This is a genomic window from Phaeodactylibacter xiamenensis (assembly GCF_000759025.1).
GTDB classification, from domain to species: Bacteria; Bacteroidota; Bacteroidia; order Chitinophagales; family Saprospiraceae; genus Phaeodactylibacter; species Phaeodactylibacter xiamenensis.
The window spans coordinates 12,393-38,439 of record NZ_JPOS01000020.1; the positions used below are offsets into that span (position 1 = coordinate 12,393).

Consider the following 26,047-nt stretch of genomic DNA (forward strand, 5'->3'; position numbering starts at 1 on the left):
AGAAAGTTTTTGGATAGGGTAACCTCTCTTCATCTTGCCAAATCACTATATTTAGGGATTCTATTCCTGCCACGAGACCCTAATGAGCGGTCGACAGCCCTTTTTCTCCATCTTTAATCTACCTACCGATGAACGCACCTAAGTATTGTTTAGCTATGTTGATGTTACTGAACACAGCCTGGCTTTACGCCCAGGACCTGCATATTTTTTACGACGTATTTGAGGATACGGTTTACTATCAGATTGACGGGAAAGCTGTAGCACAGCCAGCCGTCAAAAAAGGGCAGCAGGTCATACTGCATGTGCTTAATTACAACGATTATATTTATGACCTGGAACTGGAAACCGAAGCAGAGGACTTCAATGTGCCCGCCTCAGGCAGCCCTTTATTTGGCGGTGGCAGCAGCGGTTCTGCACTGGCACAGTTTAGAAGCCTGACCGGAGGGATGGGGGGCACGGGTTTTGGATTAGACAGTACCCGCATCGTTGATCAGGGCAGTGGCATGGTGGACCAGGCGAATGTGTCTACCGCTACTAAAGCTATGGCCAGGCGGTTTGCCAGCCACCTGCAGGCGATGGAGGATATCGAAAGCGAGATTCAGGAGCTTAATGGCTATCTGAACAAAGAGTTGCAGAGCCAGGCTTTTCAACAGATAGCACTGGACGAAGTACGACAGCTCCGGCAGCATCCCGGACTATCGCCTAAAAAGATCAAAGCCCTTTCCATGGACTACCTCAAGCCCGTGCTGGGTGTCCGCCGGGATGAGCCTTTGAACATCGGGGAAGTGGTTCGTCGCACCGATCAGTCCAGTGCCATTCAAAAGACGGTTGAAGACTACGAGCAGGAAGTGGGGCAGCTTCAGATGGAACTGGAAAAACTGGAGGCTTCCCGTAGTGTCCTCTTCGAAGCTCCTGACCTGCCCGATACCGACCGCCTCGCACTGGCGGTAGCCTATGAATCTGCTGCCCTCCGTGTGGCAGGGTACGAGGAAAAAGCCCAGTCGGTCCGGGAACAGCTCACTGGGCTGGAGAGCCTTCAGCTCAGGGAACTGACCGAATTGGGTTATCTCTATGAAGAAATGCAGGAGCACCGGTTCGAACAAAAGTTCGTCTATAGCCCGGATGCTGACCTGACCACCTTCCGCATCCGGCTCAATCCGGTAGATTCTGCCTTGCAGCAGGGCGTAAGGCCCAAGCAGCTGAACCCTATCAAGCTAAATACCTACGGTGGGCTAAAGGTCAATGCGAGTGTTGGCGTGAGCTTCGTCCGCTTCTTTGACCGCCCGCAGTCGTATAGCGTTCGGGACTCTTTCATCGTTGCGGATGACCAGGATGCCTTTTTGCCGATTATTTCCAGTTTTTTCCATTTCTACCCGCAGAGCCGGCGGCAGGTTTCCGTCGGGGGGGCCTTTGGCCTTGGTATTGGGATCGGAGGAGATAACGCGGGGCTGCAAACTTACTTTTTCGGCCCCAGCCTGATCCTGGGGCAGGGGCAGCGGGTGGTCTTCACCACTGGCCTTACCGGCGGGAAGGTAGAGCGCCTCGCACAAGGGTATCAACCTGGCGATGTGTACGATGCAACGATACTGCCCACTAAGTCGATTTACGAGTTGGGCTTTTTCCTGGGCATTTCCTTCAATATCATGGGTAATTAAACCTTGGGGGAGCCAGCCTGTTGGGCAAGAAAACACTTCATTCTATGTCTAAGCCCGGCCTCCTGTGGTTCCGAAAAGACTTACGCCTGCATGATAACCCCGTCCTGCACCGTGCTTTAGCGGAAAGCGATACGCTGCTGCCGGTCTTCTGCCTGGATCCGCGCTGGTTCCGGGAGCTGCCGCTGGGCTTCCGGAAAACGGGTGCCCACCGGCTGGCTTTTTTGCTCCAAAGTCTGACGGACCTGAAGAAGCGCCTGAAGGGGATTGGTGGCGATTTGCATATCGTCATTGGGCAGCCGGAGGAGGTTATTCCTAAGCTGGTCCGGGCACATGGCGTTCAAACCGTGTATGCACAGCGGGACATCACCTGGGAGGAACAACAGGACGAGCAAGCGGTACAACATGCCCTGGCGCCATTGGGATGTAATTTTGAAAGGGAGTGGAGCCATTTGTTATACCATCCGGATGATGTGTCCTTTGCACCGGAGGACACTGCCGCTACATTCAAAACCTTCCGCAAACACCTGAGGCAGGGGAGTAAGGTCCGGCCATTACTGCCAACGCCGGTTACTTTTCCGTTATTGGAATACACTTACGCACCGGTGCCGTCCATGGAGGATGTCGGTTTTAAGGCCACTGCCGGACAGCCTGCCTATCCCGGTGGAGAAACGGCGGCACTGGAGCGCCTGCAGTATTACTTTTTCGACAGCCAGTTGCTGACCCGGTACAAATGGACCCGCAATCAGTCGCTGGGCAGCGATTACAGCTCCAAGTTCTCGCCCTACCTTGCCCATGGCTGCCTCTCGCCCCGCCGGGTGTACTGGGAAAATAAAAAGTACGAGCGGGAGGTCAAAAAAAATGTATCCACCTACTGGCTGATCTTCGAATTGAAGTGGCGGGAGTTCTTCCAGTACCTGGGCATGAAGCACGGCAACCGTATGTTTTTCCCGGGAGGGATTAAGGAAAGAGCGCACAGCTGGAAGAAGGACGAGGAGTTGTTCCGCCGATGGCAGGAGGGGCGTACCGGTATCCCTTTCCTCGATGCCCACATGCGGCAATTGAACCAAACCGGCTTTATGAGCAACCGTGGCCGGGTCAATCATGCCAGCTTTTTGGCACAGGAGTATGGTATTGACTGGACCTGGGGCGCCGCCTGGTTTGAGGTGCAGCTCATCGACTACGATGTGTGCAGCAACTGGCTCAACTGGAATGTACAGGCTACTGAACAGCGCTTTACCAACGCCATCTGGCAGAGCCGCAAATACGATAAAAAAGGCGAATTTGTGCGGCATTGGCTGCCTGAGTTGGAAAAGGTACCGCCCCCTTACTGCTACGCCCCGTTTTTGATGGACGAGGCCACACAAAATAAATATGGAGTACGCATCGGAACAGACTATCCGGCACCGGAGCCACTTTCCGGCAAGTTGGAGTGGGCGGTGAAGCGGGTCAGTTGATTTTAATTCAGCAGCTCTATGCTTCGTTCCAGTATCCGGTCAGTATTGTCTTCTGCTGAGGAGGGCTGATAGTAGTCCGGCGGCAGTCCAATGCCTTCAAAAAAGCGCCTGTCCGCCGTTTGCATCTGCCAGTGAGAAAACCGGTATATCCAGCCGTTGGGCAGTTCCCGGAAAATGGGATTGCCTGAGCCACCGCCTGTAGTGTCTCCTACTGTTTGTACATGGTCAAAGCGTTTCATTGCTAAAATAAAGTCTTCTGTGCTGCTGAAACAGCTCCGGTTGGTTAGCAACAGTACCGGTTTGGTATAAGTATTCCCAAGCGGTGCGATATTGTCTTCAATCCATGGAGTAAAGTCATCGTGATTGGGGCCATTGCGGTAGCGAAATCGCCGGTAGAGGGTTTCTTTTGTAGCGAAGTGACGGGCAACGAGCTCGCTGTTGCGGTCGGAGCCGCCTCCATTGCCGCGAAGGTCTATAATCAGGCCCCGGGAGCCGGAAAAGTAATCCAGAGCCTCCCCGATTGCAGCATATTCACCAATTTCACTGCTGAAGTTTTTAATCCAGATATAGCCGAGCTCCGGCTGCTGCTGCAGATAGCCACCGTAGAGCACCGTACTAAAGTCAACCGCCGCTGTCAGGGAGATTCGCTCCAGGTCAGGCGGATCTGAGGGGCCACGCTCCCAAAAGGGGTAGCCACAGATGCCTGCCGGAGTGTAGAGATTGACATGGCCGTCTTCCAGGTCCTGAATGATGGTGCAAAGCAGGTCACCCAGGGCTTCTTCATCTGCTTGCGCGGCTTGTGGGGCGTATTGGGTGTGAATGGCATCCCAGTCGGTTCCCTTATAGTCAAAGTAGGCATAGTGCCGGTCCATTTCGGTCCAAAAGGACTGAAAAACCCCTGTGCTGCTGCTTTCAATATCCGGCTTGAGGCAGCCTGCCCAAACGCTGACTAGAAGGAGTATCAGGAAAGTTTTTTTGCTCATAATTCCGCCCATTTTAGGTGAACGCCCAATAGCAAACGGTGCTGCAAAGACCGTTGTGGTTGGACAATGTGTACAGAGGTGAGCTGAGCCTGATAATCAAGGGAGAGGCTGGTTTTTTTGCTAACTGTCCAGGAGGTACCAGCTTCAGCATGCAGGAGGGCAAAGCGGGCTGGGCCGTACAGGTTCCGGTGGTCCCAAATCCAATCTCTGGAAAAGTACCTTGGGCTGTGCCGCTTGGTAATGGCATAGTGCCATAAGGGCGTCCCCAGCACTATCCGGTAGCTTAAGTCTCCCTGCGGCTGCCAGTGTGCCCCCAGCGCGGGCCCGAATCCCAGAGCACCCTCAAACTGATCCTCTGTGATGCCGCCGATGTAGTGATGCTGCCGGTAGCTGACTGTCAGGTGCCCCATTATGCCGGCTAGTGTTTGCAGGGAACCGGACGGACCTATTGCCCAAAGTTCAACGTGGTTCATCTGCCCGTAGTTGTGGCGGGCCGTATTGGAAGACGCTGTGAATGTACTGCTATTGCTACTGCTCAGCGCTGAGGCGGTATAGAGCAACTGAAATCGCTGGTAATGATTGGGGGTGTGCCGGGCGTAGCTGAGCCCGCCGGCTATGCTGTATCCTGATAGGATCAGAGGGGTGAGCTGAGGGTCCTTCCATTGCGTATGAGCAGCCATCAGGTGTGCACCCCATATCTGCGCTGACAGGCATAATGGCCATAAACAACCGGCAAAAAAGTATAAAACCCGCATTTTTAGCCCTCAAATTAAGAGCAGTAGTTCTGGCTGTCAATGACAAATCTAACCTACTCCGTACGATAAAGCCGCTCCGCCAGTGTGGGGTCAATGACAAAAGGATTGGGCTTCCCGTCCTGATGTCGGGCGATGGCCTGAGTGCGGGCGATTTCCCGCTCATCAGCCGGGTCGAGCTGATGCCAGAGCAGTAGCGTTTCGCGTTGTATCTGGAAGAATAGCGGGTCCGCTTCCAGGGCCTCTTGCCGGTAGATGGTGTAGAAATAAAACACAGCCCTGGCAATGTCACCTTTGCGGTCCTCACGGGGCTCGAATTGCTCGCCGGTTGATTCGCTGTAGTGGTCAATCTGTTGGTCAGGGGCATTGCTTTGCTCTGTATCCATGTAGTACCAGTGCTCCGTAAGTTCATCCGGTATTTCGGCAAAGGGGGCATTGCCGCGGGCGGCATTTACCGCCAGCCGGGTGGGGAAGAGGTGGTGCATATCTGACTTCGCATTCCCGGATTTGGCGCCCTTGCTGCGTGGGTATACATGCTCGCAATTGATGCCATCTGCACTGCCTTCCTGATAAAGCGCCTGAGAGGGGTCTTCTCCCGGTGGCAGGTAAAGGCAATGACCGGAATAGATGCCGCAGACGGTATCGCGGTAGTTGTCAATTTTGCCATACATCAGGTCGCGGGCAGGGCCGTAGCCCAGTACCTGAGCTGGGGTATACCGTTTCTGCACGGCCTGTAGCAGGTCATTGCCCTCCAGGTTGGAAAACAGGGGTACAGTGGGCTGAGCGCCCAGTCTTGTAGCGAGCGAAATAGTGATAATGAATGGAAGCAAAAAGCGCATGCAGTTGGTTTTTGTGCGAAGATAAAAAAAGCGCAGCCCCGAATAAAGCTCCGGGGCTGCCCAAAAAACCAACTTCAAAAGGGGGGTTAAACGTGAATCTTATGGAATGGTATCACAGGCCTAAGCCCTTAACCCCGGCGGTCTTCGGTCCTGTGAGTGTCTGTTTGGGAATATGACGGATTACTCCGGATGCGGACTATCAATAATCAGGGATAACAGTACTGACTTACCCAAAAATCTATACGATTCATCTGAGTAATAGCTTTGGCTAGGAAATACCAAAGGTATTGTCTGTTAACAGGGGGGTATGTAGTAGTGCTGCTATAAGTTGTTGTGGAGATACAGCCAAAATTCGCTGTTTCCTATTTTAAGGTGCTATTTCAGTAGATAAAGGTAGGTATTTTTGAGGGAATAGTCAAACTATTCATTTTTTTAGCTGTGGTAATTCTTTGGCGGCGGCATCAAGTTGATGGTAGAAGCCCTCGCCGTATTTTCGGATTAGCGCTTCTTTGAGGAACTGGTAGACAGGCATTTGGTGCTTTTTGCCCAGTGTGCAGGCGGCGGAACAGATGTCCCAGCGGTCGTAATTCAGGGCTTCCATTCCTGTGGCTCCGTGGCGTTCCACCCGAATGGGATAGAGGTGGCAGGATATCGGCTTTTTGAAGTCAGTGGCCCCGGCTTTATACGCACGTTCAATGCCACACTGGGCCACACCGTTTTCATCGTAGGTCATGTACGCGCACGGCCCATTGTTAATGAGCGGTGTGCCAAATTCCTGAGCATCCCCTTCATAATAGGTATATGGCCCTTCGGATTCAATGACTGCTCGTCCGGCAGGGCTGAGGAAAGGGCGAATGTCATCGTAAATACGCTCCAGAGTCCGGAGCTCTTCCTGCTCAAGAGGCGCACCATAGTCACCTTCCCAGCAGCAGGCGCCCTTACAGGCATCCAGGTTGCAGATGAACTGCTCACTGACCACATCGTCACTTATCAATATATCCCCGATCATCAACATGTGCTGTACCTGTTTAGGCTTACTTTTTATTAAAAAACAAAAATAGGCAACATCAGGAACTTACCTGTCATCAGACCGTAGATTCTACACTACAAACTTTAGGCATCCATTTCCTTCAGATAGCGGATACAGGCCTGGTCTTCCTCCTCTGTGCTGGTGGCGTTGCTGAACCAGGCGTTCAGTATCTCTTTTAGCATTTCTTCAGAGGTATAGCGCAGGCTCATAGCGAGTATGTTAGCATCATTCCACTGTCGGGCACCAGCAGCGGTGGGCGCATCCCAACACAGCGCAGCCCGGGCACCTTTGACTTTATTGGCGGCCATGCTGACACCGGTGCCCGTCCAGCAAAATACAATGCCCTGATCCGCATGTCCCCTCACTACGGCTTCCGCCACTTCCATTCCAACTTTAGGCCAGGGGGCTTCGGCGGTGAGCAGCCTACCGAAGGGCAGCACTTCGTGCCCGCGTTTTTGCAGTTCTTCAACGGCTACTTTGAGGATGGCGGCGTCCATGTCACTTCCTATGGCGATGGTCATGTTCCCTTTTTTTCAAAAATATAAAGAAAAGGTCTGAGCTGTGAGGTAGCTAAAGGATTTGATGAAAAATACTGATCTGTTGATATTTAGCCAAATAAAAAGTAAATTGTAGGCGTTAAAACCCAAATGTGCATTCGTGTATTATTTGAACAACACCTAAAAACCCACCCATGCCCAAAAACCATGGCCCGAAATGGGCTCACCTATGCCTGAGAGTATAGCACTCAGAAGTACAGTCGAATGATGTAACCATTCCTCTTCACAACTTCTGACTTTCCCTGCTATGCCTACCAATTCTAACAATCCTCCTTCCACATTGCAGCAGCTTGCTCAGGAACTGGGCAAGGTTTATGACCCTGCCAAATATCAGGGCGTACTGCAACGCATGTTTCCCGGCGGTCCAATTGCGGAAATCCAAAACCAACTTCCTGCTTTACCTGTCAACTTTACGGAACAGGAATTGCCTGCCCAGCTTCAGGCACTCCGGCAGTGGGTGGAGGATGCCCGCAGCATCGACCCCGGCAGCCTGATTGATGATGTGGCGGTCTTCGCGCGCCGGTTCAACGATTATTTGCTGGCCGATTACCTGCGGGATCACTGGTCCGGGTTTTATCAGCTAGGCAGCCTGCTGGGCTGGATCCGGTTTGAACTGGATGAAGCGAATCGGTTCTTCGAAGATGCACCGGTGTATGGCGAAGTGCCTATCGACTGGGAGAGTCTGCCGCGGTTCTTTTCTGATCCTGCTGCTGTCTTTTCTGAAGCAGGGCATGGCTGGGGCACTGCGGGCTTCGAAGCACAGTACCCATTTCTTTTCTATCATTTGGGCGAGTGGCTGAATGCGCAGCGCTCTAAAGGTTTCCCTCCGGCTGATGCTGAACTGAGGGATGATGGCGAAAAGCTGTACGTTCCGATGTGGGCAGCTGGCACCGGAGGGGTTGCTACTAATTTTGGCTTTGAACTTTCTCTTCTGGGGCAACAGGGTATCAGGGCTACGCCACAGGGAGAAGCCGCTGCAGAACAGACCGTTACGCTTACGCAAACCGCCTCCCTTTTGCTGGAGCTCCTCCTTCAGGCTACGGTCGCGCTGGAGGGCGGCTTTCACATAGAAGTAACACCTGATGGGGCTGCACTAAAACAAACAGATACGAACCTGTCCGGTGAAGTCCTGGCAGGTATCCAAGCCTCCCGGCCCTCGGGGCGTTTGACGCTGCTGGGCACTGCTGAAGGGAACCGGCTGGACCTCCAGGCATTTTCTGCCAAAGCCGGGCTGCGTATCGCCACCGGAGATACGCTGGAGTTGCTCACGGAGCTGAGCCTTGAAGATGGCCGTATCCTGATTCTCAATGCAGGCAGTGATGGTTTTCTCAATAACCTCCTTCCTAAAGATGGCATAGCCGCTTTATTCGATCTGACCATCGGCTGGTCCAGCAAACAGGGGATCTACTTCCGGGGCAGTGCCGGGCTCGAAGTGAAAATTCCCGCCCATATTGAATTGGGGGCTATAGAAATACAAGGTATCAGCCTGGGGCTAAAGCCTAAGCTGGAAGCGGGCACCCCCCCGGCTTTTGAAATTCCACTGGGCACGGATGTGCAACTGCTCCTCGGTCCGTTTACGGCAGTAGTGCAGGAGATGGGTATCAAAGCCCTGATCAACTACCAGCCCTCAGGGGGTAACCTCGGCGTGCTGGATTTTGGGATGGATTTCAAACCACCCAAAGGCATTGGCCTGTCGCTGGAGACGCCTGCTATACAAGGTGGCGGTTACCTCTTCCTGGATTTTGAAAAGGGAGAGTATGCCGGTGTGGCTGAACTGACCATCAAGCAAATGGTGGCGGTCAAAGCCATCGGTATTATCCAAACCAAAAAACCGGACGGCAGCCCGGGCTTTTCCTTCCTGCTGCTGATTACTGCCGAATTCAAGCCGATCCAATTAGGCTTCGGCTTTACACTGAATGGTGTTGGGGGCCTCATTGCTATCAACCGGGGCATGAACCTGGATGCGCTGGCCGCCGGGGTACGCACCAATGCCATTGACGCAGTCATGTTCCCTGATGATCCCATTGCGGAAGCCCCACGCATTATTGCTGACTTGAACCAGTTTTTCCCGGTAGCGGAAGGGCTCTACACCTTCGGGCTGATGGGCATCATCGGCTGGGGTACGCCTACGCTTATTGCGGTGGAACTGGGGCTGATCATACAGGTGCCTGACCCCGTGCAACTGGCGATTATTGGTGTGGTGCGGGTGCAATTACCAGACAAGCGGGCGCCGATTATCAACCTACAGGCTAATTTTATCGGTGGAGTGGACTTTGAAAAAGGGGAGATGTTTTTCTTCGCGGCCCTCTTTGAATCTAACCTGGCACAATACCGTATTTCCGGGGAAATGTACTTCGCCCTCAACTGGGGCAGTGCGCCCAACTTCCTGTTTACGGTAGGTGGTTTCCACCCGGCATTCAGGCCACCCCCACTGCGGGCCATCAACGGCAACCTCAAGCGGATTACCATTAACCTGCTGCCTACCGATAACCCCCGACTGACCATTCAGGCTTACTTCGCGGTTACCTCCAATACGGTACAGTTTGGAGCGAGTGTCGACTTTTATTTCAAGGTGAGTAAGTTCAAGGTGGTTGGCTACCTGTACCTGGATGCGCTATTCCGCTTTAGCCCCTTCTATTTTATTGTGGAAGTGGGAGCAGGCCTTTCGGTAATGCTGGGCAACCGGGAGCTGTTGGGCATCCACCTGCGCGGCTCGCTGTCGGGCCCTACACCCTGGCATATCAAAGGCACCGCCAGTTTCAAAATCCTGTTTATCAAAGTCAAAGTTCGGGTCAACAAGCGCTTCGGAAAACAGCAAAAGGAAATGCTGCCGCCCCGCCCGGCACTGCCGCTACTTTTGGAAGCCTTACGCGATACCCGCAATTGGGAAGCCACCCTGCCCAAAGCCAAATCCCTGCAAGTGACCCTGCGCGAGCTGCCCGAAGAGGAGCTCATTGTACACCCTGCCGGTCAGCTGGCCATACGTCAGGACCGCCTGCCATTGGGGATGCGCTTTGATAAAATTGGCAACGAACAACCTAATGACTATACCGCTTTTCAGTTCTCTATAGAACAATACGGCGCCGCATCGTCTATCAAGGACTTCTTTGCGCCGGCGGAGTTCATTAAGCTGTCCGATAGCCAGCGGTTGAGCCGCAATGCTTTCGAGCGTATGCAGTCCGGCAGGAAAGTAGAGGGGAACATGGACCTCTTTACCGCTGAGCAGCCTGATGCCGCAGTACAACGCAGTTACCGTTTTGAGCAGATGATCATCGACGGGCCCGACTTTTTCGTCCGTCCGGCAGACCGGGCCAGAGCAGGCATGGAGCAGGCTGACTATGACACTTTTGTGAAAGGGAATGCAGTGGGCCGTTCTGTGCAGGGGCGGCAACAAGAGCTGAAGCGCAGGGAAAACCAGCAGGCTGTGCAGGCCCGTGCTGTGGCCTTCAGCCTCGTGGACCAAAGCAACCTTCGGCCTTTCAAGTTAAATGGCACAGCCCTGAAGTACGAATCTGAGGCAGAGGCACTGCAAGCCCTCCGGACCCTTCAATTCCGTAAACCCCAGCTGGGCCACCGCCTGCGCGTTGCCCCGGCCACTGAAACCGAAACACTATGAGCATAGCACAATACACCTTTTTACCCTGGGCCCGGCAAGGCATCAGCAGGGATATCAACGAACAGGATACGCTCGGCGGGACTGCCGGGCGAACCGGGCGGGCGACCATTGATGTGAGCCTGGCTTTGCAGGGCATACCCGTAGGCGGCTGGTCCATGCAGCCCATCACGGAGGCAACGGAAGACCCTGCCCGCCCCGGCAAACCCGTATACAAAAAAGTACAGCTGGTAGGCCCGGGCGATGTCACTGGCATCAAAGCCAACGCGGTGGTCCGGACAGAACCACGGGCTAATGTGGGCAATTTTGAACCCAACTACTTTCCGTACATCGAATTTTACGAAGAGGACTTTCCCTGGCGCTATACTCCGGCCCGTAGTGTAGATGGCAAGCTGCGTCCGTGGTTGGTACTTGTTGTACTGGAAGAAGCCGAATTTGAACGCCGGTTCCTGCCCGGGGCGGCCCTCTCTGCCATTACCAACGGGCAGTTGCCGATTGCTTTTCCACCAGCCTCCGAAACCTGGGCCTGGGCACATGTGCAGGCCAATGAACCCTTTCCTGCCGGTAATGAGACGGTAGCTCTTCAGCAATTGGTGGAAAAAGACCCCAACCTGGCCTCCTCCCGTCTGATTTGCCCCCGCCGGCTCAAGCCCAACACCCGCTACACCGCTTTTCTCCTCCCTGCTTTTGAGCAGGGGCGGCTATCGGGCCTGGGCGCTCCGCCTGAGCGCATCCTGAATGAAGACATACAGCAACCCTCCTGGGGGGCGCATCAAAATGACGAATACCAACAACTCTGGCCGGTTTATTTCGAATGGGAATTTCAAACCAGCGATCAGGCCGATTTCGAATACCTTGTGCGCCGCATCGAAGCACGGGTGATGGAAGACCCCGTGGGCCGCCGGCCAATGGATATGCAGGACGCCGGTTACAACCTGAGTTATACCGGTGTTGATGATGGGGTGTTGCTGGTGGAGGGCGCCCTGCAAATTATTGATGCAGATGAAAGCCGCCTTGATTTTCTCGCTCAGGATGAAGCACAGGGCTTTGTAGGTAAGCTCCGGCAAATCCTCAACCTGAACGACCCTTCTGGCAGTGGCCCTCCGGTGGATACCTCACTTGATATCGATGGGGAATCGGACGATCCTTTCGTTCTGCCGCCCCTCTACGGGCAGTGGCATGCCGGAAAGACGCGTGTGGAAGAAGGTGGCGATAAGCCCTGGTTTTATTCGCTTAACCTTGACCCACGCAACCGGGTGGCAGCAGGCTTTGGTATTTTGGTGGTCCGCAAAAACCAGGATGATTACATGGACCGTGCCTGGGAGCAGGCTGCGGAAATCCTGGAAGCCCAGCGACGGATTCGGCTGGCTCGCTTTTCGGCGGAAACGGCCCGGCAATTGCAGCGCTCCTACTTTAATGATATGGACGAGGCAACGTACTCCGCTTTTTCGTCATCCATGCATGCCCGCTCGTTATTCCCGGAAAGCGATGCCGGGGATAAAGCTGTGGCACAAGTTGTCCGTAAGCGAGTACTCCAAACCGGAGAGTTGTCTGCACGCCTCACAACAGAACGCAATGCGCGGCAACAAAAAATAAACGAAAAGGAGAACGCAGAAACAGAACTGCAGGGCATCCTGCAAGCCATTACAGCGAAAGAAGCGGACATTACCGCCAAGGAAGCACAAATCGACAGCCTCAATGAAGAAATCGATGCTTTAGAAGAGGATATTACCTCCCTGACTGGCCAAATCGCTGCACTGAATAGCCAAATCAGCGAGAAGACTACGTCCATTGACACTTTAAATAGCGAAATCGCTACCCTGAATGGTGAAATCGCTGCACTTGAGCAGGACCTGGCCAATGCCAGTAACAGCAGTGAGGCAGCAGCGATTACGACTCAGTTGAATACCGTTACAACACAGCGCAATCAACGGGTGACACAGCGCGATGGGCTCATAGCTGAACGCGATGCCTTGGTAACCCAACGGGATGGGCTGGAAGCGGACAAGGATCAAAAAGAAGCCACACGCAATGACAAAGTAAACGCCCGAATCACCGCCCAGAATGAGTTAAACGTTCTGAACAATCAGTTGGTGGGGCTGCGAAATGATGAGGAAGATAAACGGGACGAGATTCAAACGCTTAAAAACGAAATCGCCAGCCTTGAGCAGGAAATTCTGCGGCTGTCCCGCCTGCACTTGCCCACCTCCACTTTGCGGCAGGATTACCGTAAAATGGCGCGGGTGAACGGGCCTTTGCTCCGGCGCGCCGATATAGGCGAGGTTGCTCAGGACCCGATGGTGGAAATTTCCCTTCAGGTTGATGAGACTTCTACGGGTACCGCAGTGGCTAATACATCAGTGAGCAAAGATTGGGAAGACCTGCAATGGGGGGCTGATACTTTCCGCAAAATGGAGCTGGTTACCGTGGAAGGGTTTGCAGTGACGACACCCGGGCTGGTCCGCTCACAAATCCAAAAATTTATGGAGGCCTATCAGGGACTGAATCAGCGCCTGCGCCAATTAGTCCAGGTGCCCCCTGAAACCATGGTGCCTGGAGCCGATACCCGCACGCGCCCCTTGCTCGCCTATCCGGAATTCAGGGAGGCTACCTACGAGGCACTCGCAAAAATCTCCTCTGAGCTTATGCTGCCCAATGTGCAGCGCATTCCCATGGACACCTTCTCCCTGCTTGAGGTCAATCAACGCTTCATTGAAGCTTACCTGGTCGGGCTCAACCACGAGATGGCGCGGGAACTCCTGTGGCGGGAGTTCCCTACGGATCAGCGCGGCAGCTATTTCCGCAGCTTTTGGGACGATACTGATAATCTGGACACTACTTTTCCGCCTCCCGATATCGAACTGTTGACCAAAATGGACCAACCGCTCGGGCAAAACCTCCCGGCTGACCGCCCCATTCCGCCACCAGATCCGGACAATCCCAATGTGGTATTCGTCATTCGCAGTGAATTGCTGAAGAAGTTTCCGAATGCCCTCGTGTACATGCAGAAGGCTAAAAATGTGAAGGCGCCAAGAGGGTTGACTACTGGCACAACGGCTAATCAACGCAAAATGCCCGTTTTTCAAGCTAAAATCGATCCGGAAATTTCCTTCTTCGGCTTTCCCATTTCTGCTGAGGAAGCACTGGGCAGCGATACCGATCCCGGCTGGTTCTTTGTGGTACAGGAACGCCCCGGCGAGCCCCGCTTCGGGCTTGATATTACGGCTGAGGATGCAGGCAGTAGTTTCGATTCAATCAATGAGTGGAATGACCTGGCCTGGCCTCATGTTGGGGTAGCACCCCATGATTTTCTGCGCATAAATGGCCTCAGCAGAGAACCGTTGCCACCAGAATCAGGAGAGCCTCATACCTATACCTGGGGCAAAAACAGCGCCCACATGGCGGGCATATTGCTACAACTTCCATTTCGGGCAGCCGTGCACGCTACCGATATGATCAAACTCCCAACCGATGCCTGAAACCAATGCAGACCAACTGAACAATGCCCTGTCGGCTCTGAATGGCGCTATACCTATCGCTTTGTTCCCGGTTAAGGTACAAACCCGGTTTGCGACACAACCTATGGTGGATGCCTTGGGCAATGGGCCCGTCCCCGCACCTGACCCTGCTGCTGCTCCGGTAGAACTCTGGGTTCGGATTTACCCTGATGATATTTTCGTCCATACCCACGAAGATCGGCTTACAGAAGATGAGCGCTCGGCTGCCGGGGACTACTGGGCGGCACTTTGGGCGGCAGCAGGTCAGACCGACCGGCAGGATCAGCAAGCCGGAGCCTGGCGCTCCCTGTCAGAGGATTACGGCCCAATACGCGCCCGCTACATTTTGCGGGAAACCCGCCCTGTAGGGGGATTGGATGCAGAGGGGTTCCCACAATCGGCCCCCCAACTGCCGGATCTTGAAACTACCGAGGAGAGCTGGGCAAATGCACCACGCACGTACCTCCTGCCCGACCGCTTTGTAGTAAGCATAGAACAAGCCGGCGCTCATCGCCACTACCAAGGCGCCCCAATTGATAAAACCGAAGATGGAGCATTACGGCTGGGGCTCGATCCCGGTAGCCCCGATGAGTTTGAAGACACCCCGGAAGGCCGGCAGGTGCCCGAAGATTTGAAGTGGATGACAGACTTTCCCAAGGCAGTGGAAGTGGGCATGGCGCTGCGTATTCCACTCGGAAGTTGGGGGGCTGAAGACCAAATTGACCGTCTGACGGTGCTGGGTTGGAAGGGCGGAGCAGCACCCGCATCAGGTACAGCTGTACTCGGCCGCCTGTTGGAAAACCACCGGTATAAAGTTGGAGGCATGGACCTGGCAGGTGTAGGAACCCCTACGAACAATACCAGGGAATCGGATTCCACCCTCGCACCCGAAGACCGGGACTCTGATGTGCCCGTACGAGATGGTAGTACCGGTAGCGATGCGGAGCAGTTAGCCCTGGCATTAGGCTTGCCTGTAGATACCTTCGCAGGCCTTGACAACAGTGGCCTGAGCAGTATTGCGGATGCCCGTAAAGTACATGAGTTACTCTTTGATGTAACCCTTGGACAGGCTTTGGAATTCTGGCAGCCGAGCCTGAGCGCTGCCACCCGCAGTCAGATCAGGCAACATTTTGTGAGTTGGGTAAGCGGGCGCGGGCATCTGCCTGCTTTGCAAATTGATGATCAGCCCTATGGCATACTTCCTGCGCTTTCATGGTCTGCCCTGAATAGCAATCATGCCCATCCGGAAGGCAGTTTGCTGCGGCAGCTTTGGGACCATATCCTTTGGCCGCTGCACCGTTGGTACAGCGCTCAATTGGATCAGGTGGCGCACATCGAAAGAGGGGTCAGCCCCCGGCAGGCGCAATTGCAATTGTTATCGGTACTTCAGCTTCATCCTACAAGTGTGGCCTACCGGCAACGGTTTGCACTTCGCCCGGAAGTGGCTGGCGATGAAGCACTGCGCAACCTGTTTCTCATTCCGGAAGGCGATGCCAGAGCTGACCGTGAGGGAGATAGCATCTCAGCCCAGCTTAGTACCAATGGCATGCCCGGTGTAGAGAATACCGAAAAGTTGCTTTTCGAAACCCAGGCCCGTCCTTTGCTATGGGAGACCGGCGATGATGGCAGATTGATTGAAGCCACTGATGAAGACCCGCTCCTGGGCATGGAAGGCGGCATGATCCCACCATTGCCCGATTCAGACCAAAATTACCTGCAATGGCTGGCGGAGCATGGGCCGGATACTGCCCTTCCCGACGGAGCGCCCCCAACGGCCATTTTATATCATTTGCTTAAGCGGCGGTTGCAGTTGCCATCTTCTTCCCAACCGGGAGCTGCTTCTCCTCAGGCCCTGCTTAATGAGATTAAAGACTGGTCTGCGCCCTACCTGAGACGCATGGTACAGGAGCACCTCGACTGCTGTACGTATCGCCTCGATGCCTGGCTGAGCAGTTATGCCGCATTCAGGCTCCAGGAAATCCGGCAGGAAAACGCCGAAGGTATTTACATCGGGGCCTGGGGCTACCTGGAGCACCTCAAGCCGGAACAACGGGCCGTGCAACCGGAGTACATTCCTGCGCCTTCCCTGCGCCATGCTACTACAGCAGCTGTCTTGCGCAGTGGGTATCAAAACAACCGATCAAGTGGCACAGGAGATAATCTTTTTGCCGTGGGGCTGAGCTCCGGGCGGATGAAAAACGCTCTTTTCCTGCTGGAAGGTGTCCGCAACGGGCAGGACTTATCCGCTTTGCTGGGCTACCAGCTGGAGCGCGCCATGCAGGAATTCCGCAGTGGTGGAGTGCCCACACTTGCCCCTTTCATACAGGACCTGCGCGAGAAGTACCGCTTCGAAGTGATCCCGGTCATCGGAGAAAATCAGGGCAGTGCCCCGGATACAGAGGAAGACTTCTCGCAACGGGTGATCGATGCTGTGGCCCTCGTCGAAGATGAAACAGAAGGTTGGCGATCAGTGGTTAGCGCGGCTGTAGTGGCTGACATGGAGCCCATCGTAACCGGGTTGGCAGAGCAACTTGACAGTGTGAAAGACCTGCTCGCTGCGGAAGGAGTCTACCAGCTGGTGGACGGGCAGGCAGACCGTGCCAAAGCTGCTCTCGATGCTATGACCGATGGGGAACAGCCTACCCGTCCGGAAATTGTAGACCAGCCTAAGAGCAGCGTGCCCCTGACTTTTCGTATCGGCGTACTGCTGCAGGACCGCCCGTTTGTGACTGGGGGCGGGCCTCTTTCGCCCCGGGCGGTAGTCAGCCCAAAGCTCAACCGCTGGTTAAAAGATCAGTTGCCTGACCTCAGCTTCATAAAGGTGCGGGTGCGTTGGCAAAGCGGGGTGGATAGTGATGGCAATCCGGTCTTTGAAGCAATGACTATGCCTCTCCGGAACATTACGATTGAACCAATAGACCTGGTGTATATGATGCACCTGCAGCGCGAAAATCCGGATACGAGTGAGCTTCAGTACCGTATCGAGCGGGTGGTACGCCGGCAACGGAGCCTGCCTCTGACTTCCAGAATTCAGATTCTGGAACAAGACCGCACAGGGTTTGATCCATCAGATTACACCCTTTTTGCAGTAGAGCCTCTTGCCGCCGGTCTTGGCAAGCTGTTAATGGAAACCCGCAGCCTGCGCCCTGAGGATTTTCTGAGGGCCAACGACGAGTCGGTGGAAGCTGCCGGGCAATTTTGGGAACCGGAGTTCCTGCGCCGGCAATTGCGGAATGTGGCATTGGAGTGGGAAGACATGGACACCACTTTGGCCAATGCACTGGATACGGCACAGGAGCTGGCGAACAGCATTTCCGGCAACGGTACGCATCCGCAACTGGAGCAACGCCTTCGGTCTATCCGGGAAGATACTTTTTTCTATGCAGGACTGGGCTGGGTGAAAGCGGTTCCACCGGCGATTGACCGTCTGGACAAGCTTACGCTGGAACAGGAAATCCGGCGTTGCCGCAATATACTTGAGGATGCCCGAAAGCGTATGGCACAGGCAATAGATACCTGGCAGGAGGGAAGTACGCAGCTGCTCTCGGCAATGCTCAGGCAGCCACCGCCCGGTCAGGATACTGCCGGGGAAGTTGCGCTTTTGGAAACCCTTACGGAGCTGCTGTTTGGCCGGTTTTACCGGATATACCCTGATTTTCGGCTTCCGGCAGCTGCTCAGCTGCAACAGTCCATGACAGACCCTGAACTGAAGAGCTCTGCTGATGATTTTGCCATTGAGCGCTGGCTTCAGACACAAGCCCCCTTGCGCTCCAAAATGGACTTGTACTTCCGTTGCCAGATGCTGACGGGGCTCTTCGGTGGGACAAAAGAAGGCGACGGGATGTCACTGCTGCAATTGCCGTTGCGGGAAGGCAAGCCCGGGCCATGGGTAGGGCAGGAATATGGCAGTTTTATTCCCCACGGCGATACGATGGCGATGACACTTGAGCTTCAGGAAGACTTTTCCTTCAGCAACGGTACTTTTTCCGGGCTACTGATTGATGACTGGCAGGAGCTGATACCCGATCCGGAGGTGAACGCAGGCATTGCCCTGCAATACGATCAGCCCGATACCGAGCCGCCCAATGCTGTACTGTTGGCGATGACACCCCGGCGCGGCGCCGCATGGGACTGGCCCGTTTTGCAAAATACGGTTCTCGATAATCTGCACCTGGCTAAGCTCCGCGGGGTGGACCCGGATATCCTTAAGAACAGCTTTCTTGATCAGTTTTTACCGCTGGTTTTAGGAGAAGTGTCTATCACAGAAGAGGGGGGCGAACGGGCGTACGGCGGCTTACTGTTTGGTGCGCCTCCGGGGGAACAACGTATCGTAGAGGCACCACCTACAGAAGTTACGGATGACGATTTAGCAGGACTGGACCTGGGCAACACCATTGAATAACAGAACAAATTATGGCAGACTCAATACTTTGGAACCGGTTGGAGATCCGTGCGCGCAGCGAGCGGTTTGACGAGAATCTGGGCAATCAGCTTTATGACCCCTATTGGATGCTTTGCCGGCAGTGGCAAACCGGCGAATTCGAAGGAACGGACAATGGTTCCCCGGCGGAGGTCCGCGTGAAATGGCAGCAGTACCCTTTCCGACAGTTATCGGCCGATGGCAACCACCCTGTGGACTATACCAATCATCAGCCGATGGAAGCGGAAGTGGAACGTGTGGCGGTAGAGCCGGGTATCCCCCTTCGCATTGAGATGGGGCGGCAACTGGAGCGAATGCTACACCGTGCGTTGGGTGATGCCGCAGGTGGAGTGGTGCAAACTTTGAAAGCCAGGCCGGAGCTGCAATTTCAGATCCCCGCTGCAGCGACTACGGAAGACCGTATGCAAAATGCACATGAACTTAGCAACAGGAGCCTTCAAACCTGGGTACACGCAGCGGTGCAGACCGGTGCTCTCGATGGAGGGGCGTTGTACAAAAAACTGCGCGGGGGGCAATCCCTTACGGACTTTCTGCCTGGCCCTAATCCTCAAGCGGATACAGTAGGTGGGCAATGGGTCGACTGGTTTGACCGTCAATACAATCAGCCGGTTGATGAAACAAAAGATGCCTGGCGGCCTGAACGTATGGAGTATCGTTTTCAGGCCCATTTCAAGGGCAAAAACGGTGCCCCCATGCAATTGGGAGCCGAGGAGTACTACGAAGGGCGCCTCGACTGGTACAGCTTTGAGGTTACTGAATCCGGACGGGGCAGCCGGGACGATGTGCAAGCGCCTCAGGTCCGGCATTTGATCCCCACAGAAGTGGACTACCCCGGTATGCCTGCTGCCCGATGGTGGGAGATGGAAGATGGTAAGGTCAACCTACTGGCTATGGAAGCTGGTGCCACGCAGTCCGGGCGGCTGGCGCTTATGGAGTTTGGGCTCATGTACAGCAATGATTGGTTTTTGCTGCCGCTGCGTGTTCCCGGCGGAGGGCTGCTTGAGGTGGAAGGGGTGGAAATCCGTGATGTCTTTGGGCAGTGGTCCGAGGCCAATCACTATCGGGATAGTTCCGGCAGCAACCATTGGAACTTCTTTGGGCTCACTGGCATTCCTGACCCGCAGAGTGCTTACGATAAATACCTGTTGCTGCCGCCCGGTGTGGTCGATCTGAAGGAAAGCCCGGCACAGGAAGAAGTCTACCTGGCCCGCGACGAAATGGCGAATATGGTTTGGGGTATTGAGTATTATCTTTCAGATGGCATTGATGGCCGACGGGAAGGCAATGCTGCCGCCCTGAATACCGCCACCTATTTGCGCGCCCTGTCGGAGGAAGTCATCGGAGGAGCCCCGCCCGCTCCGCCCCTTGAAAATGAAGCCCTGGTCCGTTACCGGTTGGCAACGGATGTGCCAGAGCATTGGATTCCTTTTAAAGCAGCACCTGTACCGGATGGTGGCGGGACCATCCGGTTACAGCGGGCGGCGATGCCCCGGGTGTATCCCGGACTGCCCATTGAGCGGATCCGCCCCCGCACGAGCCTGCTGCGATATGGCCTGGATAAATCAGCTTATCAGCCCTTTTTTATTCCGGAAGAAGAAGTGCCTAAGTCAGGTATTAGGGTTTCCCGAACCTGGCAGCGCGCCCGTTGGCACAACGGCCGGACCGCCCTTTGGAGTGGTTTCCGCAAGCAGAATGGCCGGGGGCAGGGCAATAGTGGTTTACGGTTTGATGGGTTATTTGAGCGGGATTAGTGGTTCCAGGGTAAGACCTTCACCTCTGTTCTGTGCTGTGTGTCTGCTCCGCCGTATATCAGCGTTTGAGATTGCACACGCCCTTCGGCGATTTTGACGAAGTCCTGCAAGCCTTTGAATAGCCTGGGTTTGAGTGTGCGGGCCGCTTTCACTTCAAAAATATCGAAGCTGCCTCCACGCTGGGTGAGGAGGTCAATTTCGTGCCCGGCGGCATCCCGCCAAAACCAGTACTCCCTGAGTCGATAAGTATGGTAATTTTGCTTGATGATATTCGAAATGATAAGTGTTTCGAATAATGCGCCGGCAAGGGTGCGGTCAGTCAGGTCCTCCAGTGTTCTGAGCCCTAACAGGAAAGCGGCCAGGCCTGGATCAAAAAAGTAAAGTTTAGGTGATTTGACAACCCGCTTACTGAAGTTTTCGAAATAAGGCGGAAGCAGAAAAATAATGAAGCTGAGCTCCAGTATAGTAAGCCAGGACTTGGCGGTAGGCTGAGATATCCCAGCCGCATTCGCCAGTGCACTTATATTTAGCAACTGACCGGTACGGGCTGCACAAAGACTGACAAAATTGCGGAAACGCCTTAAGTCCTGCACTTTGGTAAGCTGTGATACATCCCGGTCAATATAGGTTTGCAGGTAATTAGCGTAAAATACAGGAGGCTCTATCCCCCGGTCGTAAATCGCCGGGTAGAATCCTCTGAATAGCATAGTCTCCCAATTCTCAGCCAGTAGATCCGAAGACTTTAACTCCTGAATATCGAACGGCAGCAACTTGAATAGGGCTACTCTGCCAGCCAAACTTTGGGTTATATGCTCCAGTAGGTGAAAGTTCTGAGAACCCGAGAGGATGTACTGCCCCATGATGCTCTGCTTGTCCACTTTGGTCTGTAGATAAGGAAACAACTCTGGCGCGCGTTGAACTTCATCAAATATGGTCTGCCCGTCATAAGTTGTGAGAAACCCCACCGGGTCCTCTGTGGCAAAGCTCCGGAGGTCTGTGTTTTCCAGACTTACATACTGGTATTCCGGGAATAAATGTTTGAGCAGTGTGGTTTTCCCGGATTGTCTTGGCCCAGTCACTGCAAGAATGGGATATTTCTCTACCTGTCTGCGAATAGCAGTGGTCAGCTGCCGGTTGATTATACTCATAGTGACAAGATAATGAATTTTGAAAATACAAACTATAAATTTTGAATTTGCATAAAATAATTTTTAAAAATACAAAGCTTGGATTTTGAATTTGCACAACCAAAGCAAACCATTTTAACAATAGAGTTTATTAAGGTAAGTTTTGTATAGGGTATGGATGAGTATTTTTTGCCAGATCAAAGAACGCCCGGAACCTCGTAGCCTAAGCTACGAAGGTGAGGACCTGCCTGCGTGTCGATACTTCGGCAGGCAGGCGAGATGCAGAGCTGGTGAAAAAAGACCATTCACAGACATACAAAATTTGCGTTAATAAACTCTAATAAAGTAGCAATAGCATCCATTTTTGAAAGTTGCGTTCGCGTTGCGTTTTGCATCAGATGGCCGGTCTGCTCTCAAATCAGCTACGTAGTATGTCCTTACATCCTTATCTTTCAGGCTACCATAGAGTGAGCAACGTTTGTTGGCCTTAATTTTTTCCGATGAAGACTTCGCAGATTTCCCTTTTCCTAATCCTTTTATGGTTCGGATGGACGCCATGTGCGTCCCTGGCAGCCGATAAAACCCTCACCTGGACTTTTCCTCTCCCAAGGACGCACACTGGGATTCTGATCGGCAACGGTATTCAGGGGCTCATGGTCTGGGGGCAGGACAATCAGCTGAATGTGACGGTAAGCCGGGCTGGATTCTGGGACCACAGGGGAGGCCGGCCGTTTGGTGCCACCACCAACTTCAAGACTGTGAAGCGATTGTTGGAAGCCGGGCAGCAGGATTCCCTGAAGCTCATTTTCAAAAATGAAAAACAGGAGGGTTTACCCAACCGGCCCTATCAGTTGGGCGGGGGCAGGCTGGAACTACATTTTCCCAAAGGCTTCGTGCTACAGACGGGGGAATTAAATCTACAGACTGGCAAGTTGGAAGTGGTGATCCAATTGCCAGATGGCTCGCTAAGAACGATAGATATCGGTCAGGCAGTACCCGATGAAGTGGCCTGGATAAAGATGGAAGAAGCCCTGCTGGCGAAGGTGGAGATCAAGCTGGTCGCGAGCTATGACCACCCAAAGGTCCGGAAAGAACTGGCTGAAATTGGCGTTGCGCCCCCCACCCGGTTTTCCGATGCTGCCCAATCCGTAGCCGGTTTTACGCAGTCCCTGCCGGCGGACGCTCCGCTTTCGGTAGCCTATCAGAAAAACAAAGACCATCTGGTGCTTCAGACCGTACTGGGCGAACAGCCGGAGCCTGCGCTGATCGCCTCCTTTCGGTCGGTCGACCTGAAAGCGCTGGATAAACAATCCACTGCCTGGTGGACCAACTTTTCCAAAGATCTTCCAAAGGTAACCATTCCGGATCCGAAGCTTCAGGAAGCCTATGATTATGGCCTCTACAAAATGGGGTGTGTACACCCGCCGCATGGCGTAGCGGCCACCTTGCAGGGCCCCTTTATGGAAACACAGCGCATCCCTCCGTGGAGCAACGATTACCACTTCAACATCAATATTGAGATGATCTACTGGCCCGTCCTGGCATCCGGTAAATACGAACACCTCGATCCGCTTTGGGCCATGCTGGAGGAGTGGATGCCTACGCTGGAGGCCGCCGACCAATACTTTTACGAAAATGACAAAGCCCTGCTTATGCCCCACGCCGTAGACAACCGCGGACACGTGGTGGGTAACTTTTGGACCGGTATGATCGATCAGGCCTGTGCGGCCTGGATGGCGCAGCTGGCGTGGCTGCAGTATCAGCACACCCTGGACGAGCAACTACTGGCGGAAGTCGCCTTTCCTCTCATGCAGGGCACCTTCGAAGGCTACTACGCGATGACCGAAAAAACAGCAGATGGCACCCTGAGCCTCCCCGTTTCCGTAAGCCCGGAATTTAAGGGCGCCAGGCCTGATGCGTGGGGGCGGAATGCTTCCTTCCAGCTGGCGGCCTACAAGATGACGGCAAAGAATTTGATTGAAGCAAGTGCTCTTCTCAATCAGCCGATGGATGAGCGCTGGACGGAGGTTCTGGAAAAGCTCCCCGATTACGCCATCATTGAAGGGCCGGGAAGTCAGGAACACCCGGAATATGTCAACCAGCGTATTGCCCTCTGGGAGGGTATGGACTTGGTGGAGAGCCACCGCCACCATTCTCACCTGGCAGGCATATACCCCTTTCAGTCCTTTGATCCTTTTGATGAAAAGCATGCCACCATCGTCCGTCATTCCATCAATCAGTGGATAGCGGAAGGCGCGGGCAGATGGTCGGGCTGGTGTGTGCCCTGGGCGGCTGCCCTCCACGCCCGTTTGGGCAATCCGGATGGCGCGATCTCCTGGTTGCACTATTGGGAGGAAAACTATACTAACCTGGGGCGGGGCACCCTGCACGATGCCAATTACAAAGGCCTTTCCCTGATCAAACCCGGTATTGGGCCTGACATACGCCCCGATGCCTCTAAGCCAATGGACTGGAATAATGTGGAATTCATGGCACCCCATAATGAAGTCATGCAGCTGGACGGCGGCTTTGGGGTGCTTGATGCCCTGCATAACCTGTTTTTCCAGCAGCGGGATTCCGTCCTGCACATCCTACCGTACCTGCCGGTGAGGTGGCGGGATTTTGAGTTTGAAGGCTTGCACACCGCAGGTGGCTTCGTCATCGCCGGCCAGGTGAAAAACGGGCAAGTGGAGCGCATCGAAATAGAGAGCAAATTTGGAAAGCCACTGGTTGTGCAAACGCCGTTTCTCAACGGCTGTCAGGTGGATGGGGTGGCTCAGGATAGCGCATTGTTGAAGCTGGAAATGAGTGCGGGCGAAGTAGTGCTGGTTCGTCGGCTCTGATACGTGGGCAAATACTAAGGTTTTTTACAACGGTCGATATCGAATCTTAATACCATCTTTTGCGTGCTCTGCAACGCAAATAAAGAGACACGTTCATTAAATCTCTTCAGGGTCAAAATAGGCAAACTCATTGACCGGGTTTAGTTTGAGTAGTTGCCATAGCGACCAGCTAATATGCTTGTATGCTTGGCAATTGGATACTCCCTTTTGAAATCATTTATCCTAAATACCCGGCATCATCTTTTAAGTATTTCCAATAACTGATAGTTCAAATACAATTTCTCTTTACCTACTTGTTCGCTCTTTAGAAATCCCGCTTTTTCTAGTTCTTTTAAATAGTTACCTGCCGTTTTTAAATTCCCCAAACCCGCTTTTTCCAAAAATTGTCTCTTGGTATAGGGTAACCTAAACAGTACTTCCATTAGGTCTTTGGAGTACACTTTAGGAAGTTTGGCGTGTATTTCAGCACCCATTTCACTCATTAGCGTTTCAATCTGCGCAATACGTTGGCGGTCTTTTTTTGCAGTGGTTTCTACCATGTCAAGCATGTAGAGAATCCAGCCCTGCCATTCACTTTGTTCGGTTACCGCTCGAAGCTTTTCATAATAGGCCGCTTTGTTTTCCATGATATAACCACTGAGGAACAGGGCCGGTAAATCCAGCAAGCCGGTTAATTTCAAGTAGAGCAAAAGAATAATTCTTCCCGCCCGGCCATTGCCGTCAAAAAACGGGTGAATAGCTTCAAACTGATAATGGATGATAGCCATTTTTACCAACGGGTCTATCTCATCTTCGGCATGAATAAAATCTTCCAGGTTTTTAAGTTTTTGCCGGATCACCTCTTCGCCTTCTGGTGGGGTGTAAACCACCATGCCGTTAGCCGGATTTTTCAGCTGGGTGCCGGGTGCATTGCGAATGCCGGCATTGTTTTCTTTGATCACCTGCACCAGCTTGATAAACAAGTTGGTGGTGAGCAGGGGCTTTCGTTTCATTACTTCCAGCCCATACCACAAGGCATTTTTGTAATGCAATACTTCTTTTATAGCCGGATTGTCTGTTTTTTTATCGGCTATGGATTGCTTGAATAACTCGTCATGGGTGGTGATGATGTTTTCTATAGCCGAGCTGGCCTGCGCCTCTTGCAATTGAATGGTATCTATAAAAAGCGTAGTGTTGGGTAACTTAGTGATGGCACCTTTCAGCTCTGAAAGAGCACGGCTGGCAGTAATGGTTTTTTTGAGAATGACTGTAGTTTCTATTTCCGCTTTGGGCGGTAAGAGCGGCAGTTCGTTGTACGGTAGGTCAGGGCTATATGCCATATCCATGTATTTTATAACGAGGGCGTTCTTTACACCCGTTTTAAAAACAAGGGCAAATATAGGTTTTTTTTGCCCTTGTTTGTAGCAAAAGGGCGTTTATTGCCCTTGTGCTACCTCCACCTACTCAAAGACCTGATTTTACCCGTTCACATTAACGCTTCATCACTTGCACCAATCCATTGTGCG

Annotated in this window: 14 protein-coding genes; 7 read left to right on the forward strand and 7 right to left on the reverse strand. The window is 53.5% G+C overall.

What is annotated here, in order from left to right; all coding sequences use genetic code 11:
- Window positions 1-155: 155 nt before the first annotated feature.
- Window positions 156-1,655 (forward strand): hypothetical protein, encoded by a 1,500-nt coding sequence (locus IX84_RS09360; RefSeq protein ID WP_152604979.1) that lies wholly within the window; start codon window positions 156-158, stop codon window positions 1,653-1,655.
- Between the two features lie 44 nt (window positions 1,656-1,699).
- A complete protein-coding gene (locus tag IX84_RS09365) occupies window positions 1,700-3,109 on the forward strand; it encodes a DASH family cryptochrome (protein WP_044219295.1) in 1,410 nt (469 codons plus the stop codon).
- 2 nt (window positions 3,110-3,111) lie between these two features.
- On the opposite strand, the gene IX84_RS09370 is transcribed toward IX84_RS09365, so the two are convergent.
- The 5 genes from IX84_RS09370 to IX84_RS09390 form a co-directional block, all read right to left on the reverse strand.
- The gene (locus IX84_RS09370) at window positions 3,112-4,092 is read right to left on the reverse strand and encodes a S41 family peptidase (protein WP_044219298.1); all 981 of its coding nucleotides are present in this window, start codon (window positions 4,090-4,092) and stop codon (window positions 3,112-3,114) included.
- Window positions 4,089-4,772: a hypothetical protein gene (locus IX84_RS09375; RefSeq protein ID WP_152604980.1), complete on the reverse strand. Its 684-nt coding sequence runs from the start codon at window positions 4,770-4,772 to the stop codon at window positions 4,089-4,091. Before IX84_RS09375 ends, IX84_RS09370 begins: the two co-directional genes overlap by 4 nt.
- 128 nt (window positions 4,773-4,900) lie before the next feature.
- The gene (locus tag IX84_RS09380; RefSeq protein ID WP_052515901.1) at window positions 4,901-5,683 is read right to left on the reverse strand and encodes an endonuclease I family protein; all 783 of its coding nucleotides are present in this window, start codon (window positions 5,681-5,683) and stop codon (window positions 4,901-4,903) included.
- Window positions 5,684-6,107: 424 nt separating this feature from the next.
- Entirely contained in the window at window positions 6,108-6,698 is a 591-nt protein-coding gene (locus IX84_RS09385) for a DUF3109 family protein (RefSeq protein ID WP_044219303.1), read from the reverse strand.
- Window positions 6,699-6,796: 98 nt separating this feature from the next.
- Window positions 6,797-7,234 carry an RpiB/LacA/LacB family sugar-phosphate isomerase gene (locus IX84_RS09390; RefSeq protein WP_044219306.1) on the reverse strand — a complete coding sequence of 146 codons (438 nt, stop codon included), beginning with the start codon at window positions 7,232-7,234 and terminating at the stop codon, window positions 6,797-6,799.
- A 283-nt stretch (window positions 7,235-7,517) separates the two neighbouring features.
- Between IX84_RS09390 and IX84_RS09395 the strand changes: the two genes are divergently transcribed.
- The 4 genes from IX84_RS09395 to IX84_RS09410 are packed head-to-tail and all read left to right on the forward strand — an operon-like array spanning window position 7,518 to window position 20,572.
- Complete coding sequence (locus IX84_RS09395; RefSeq protein WP_044219308.1) at window positions 7,518-10,886, forward strand: DUF6603 domain-containing protein; 3,369 nt, start codon at window positions 7,518-7,520, stop codon at window positions 10,884-10,886.
- Window positions 10,883-14,362: a coiled-coil domain-containing protein gene (locus tag IX84_RS09400; RefSeq protein ID WP_044219311.1), complete on the forward strand. Its 3,480-nt coding sequence runs from the start codon at window positions 10,883-10,885 to the stop codon at window positions 14,360-14,362. The genes IX84_RS09395 and IX84_RS09400 overlap by 4 nt, the downstream gene beginning before the upstream one ends.
- Complete coding sequence (locus IX84_RS09405) at window positions 14,355-18,782, forward strand: hypothetical protein (RefSeq protein ID WP_044219313.1); 4,428 nt, start codon at window positions 14,355-14,357, stop codon at window positions 18,780-18,782. The genes IX84_RS09400 and IX84_RS09405 overlap by 8 nt, the downstream gene beginning before the upstream one ends.
- A gap of 11 nt (window positions 18,783-18,793) precedes the next feature.
- The gene (locus IX84_RS09410) at window positions 18,794-20,572 is read left to right on the forward strand and encodes a hypothetical protein (protein WP_044219315.1); all 1,779 of its coding nucleotides are present in this window, start codon (window positions 18,794-18,796) and stop codon (window positions 20,570-20,572) included.
- Here the strand turns inward: IX84_RS09410 and IX84_RS09415 are convergent.
- Window positions 20,569-21,720: an ATP-binding protein gene (locus IX84_RS09415; RefSeq protein ID WP_044219317.1), complete on the reverse strand. Its 1,152-nt coding sequence runs from the start codon at window positions 21,718-21,720 to the stop codon at window positions 20,569-20,571. The genes IX84_RS09410 and IX84_RS09415 overlap by 4 nt on opposite strands.
- A 479-nt stretch (window positions 21,721-22,199) precedes the next feature.
- On the opposite strand from IX84_RS09415, the gene IX84_RS09420 reads away from it, so the two are divergent.
- Window positions 22,200-24,542, forward strand: a complete 2,343-nt coding sequence (locus IX84_RS09420) for a glycosyl hydrolase family 95 catalytic domain-containing protein (protein ID WP_044219319.1) — start codon at window positions 22,200-22,202, stop codon at window positions 24,540-24,542.
- A gap of 236 nt (window positions 24,543-24,778) precedes the next feature.
- Here the strand turns inward: IX84_RS09420 and IX84_RS09425 are convergent, their stop codons facing one another.
- Window positions 24,779-25,861 (reverse strand): Fic family protein, encoded by a 1,083-nt coding sequence (locus IX84_RS09425; RefSeq protein ID WP_044219734.1) that lies wholly within the window; start codon window positions 25,859-25,861, stop codon window positions 24,779-24,781.
- Window positions 25,862-26,047: the final 186 nt, after the last annotated feature.

Bases quoted from the DNA above. Each gene is read 5' to 3' on its own strand.
- IX84_RS09390 (WP_044219306.1), bottom strand. From the start codon at position 7,234: ATGACCATCGCCATAGGAAGTGACATGGACGCCGCCATCCTCAAAGTA.
- IX84_RS09395 (WP_044219308.1), top strand. From the start codon at position 7,518: ATGCCTACCAATTCTAACAATCCTCCTTCCACATTGCAGCAGCTTGCT.
- IX84_RS09385 (WP_044219303.1), bottom strand. From the start codon at position 6,698: ATGTTGATGATCGGGGATATATTGATAAGTGACGATGTGGTCAGTGAG.
- IX84_RS09425 (WP_044219734.1), bottom strand. From the start codon at position 25,861: ATGGCATATAGCCCTGACCTACCGTACAACGAACTGCCGCTCTTACCG.
- IX84_RS09370 (WP_044219298.1), bottom strand. From the start codon at position 4,092: ATGAGCAAAAAAACTTTCCTGATACTCCTTCTAGTCAGCGTTTGGGCA.
- IX84_RS09375 (WP_152604980.1), bottom strand. From the start codon at position 4,772: ATGGCTGCTCATACGCAATGGAAGGACCCTCAGCTCACCCCTCTGATC.
- IX84_RS09405 (WP_044219313.1), top strand. From the start codon at position 14,355: ATGCCTGAAACCAATGCAGACCAACTGAACAATGCCCTGTCGGCTCTG.
- IX84_RS09380 (WP_052515901.1), bottom strand. From the start codon at position 5,683: ATGCGCTTTTTGCTTCCATTCATTATCACTATTTCGCTCGCTACAAGA.
- IX84_RS09400 (WP_044219311.1), top strand. From the start codon at position 10,883: ATGAGCATAGCACAATACACCTTTTTACCCTGGGCCCGGCAAGGCATC.
- IX84_RS09420 (WP_044219319.1), top strand. From the start codon at position 22,200: ATGAAGACTTCGCAGATTTCCCTTTTCCTAATCCTTTTATGGTTCGGA.
- IX84_RS09410 (WP_044219315.1), top strand. From the start codon at position 18,794: ATGGCAGACTCAATACTTTGGAACCGGTTGGAGATCCGTGCGCGCAGC.
- IX84_RS09360 (WP_152604979.1), top strand. From the start codon at position 156: ATGTTGATGTTACTGAACACAGCCTGGCTTTACGCCCAGGACCTGCAT.
- IX84_RS09415 (WP_044219317.1), bottom strand. From the start codon at position 21,720: ATGAGTATAATCAACCGGCAGCTGACCACTGCTATTCGCAGACAGGTA.
- IX84_RS09365 (WP_044219295.1), top strand. From the start codon at position 1,700: ATGTCTAAGCCCGGCCTCCTGTGGTTCCGAAAAGACTTACGCCTGCAT.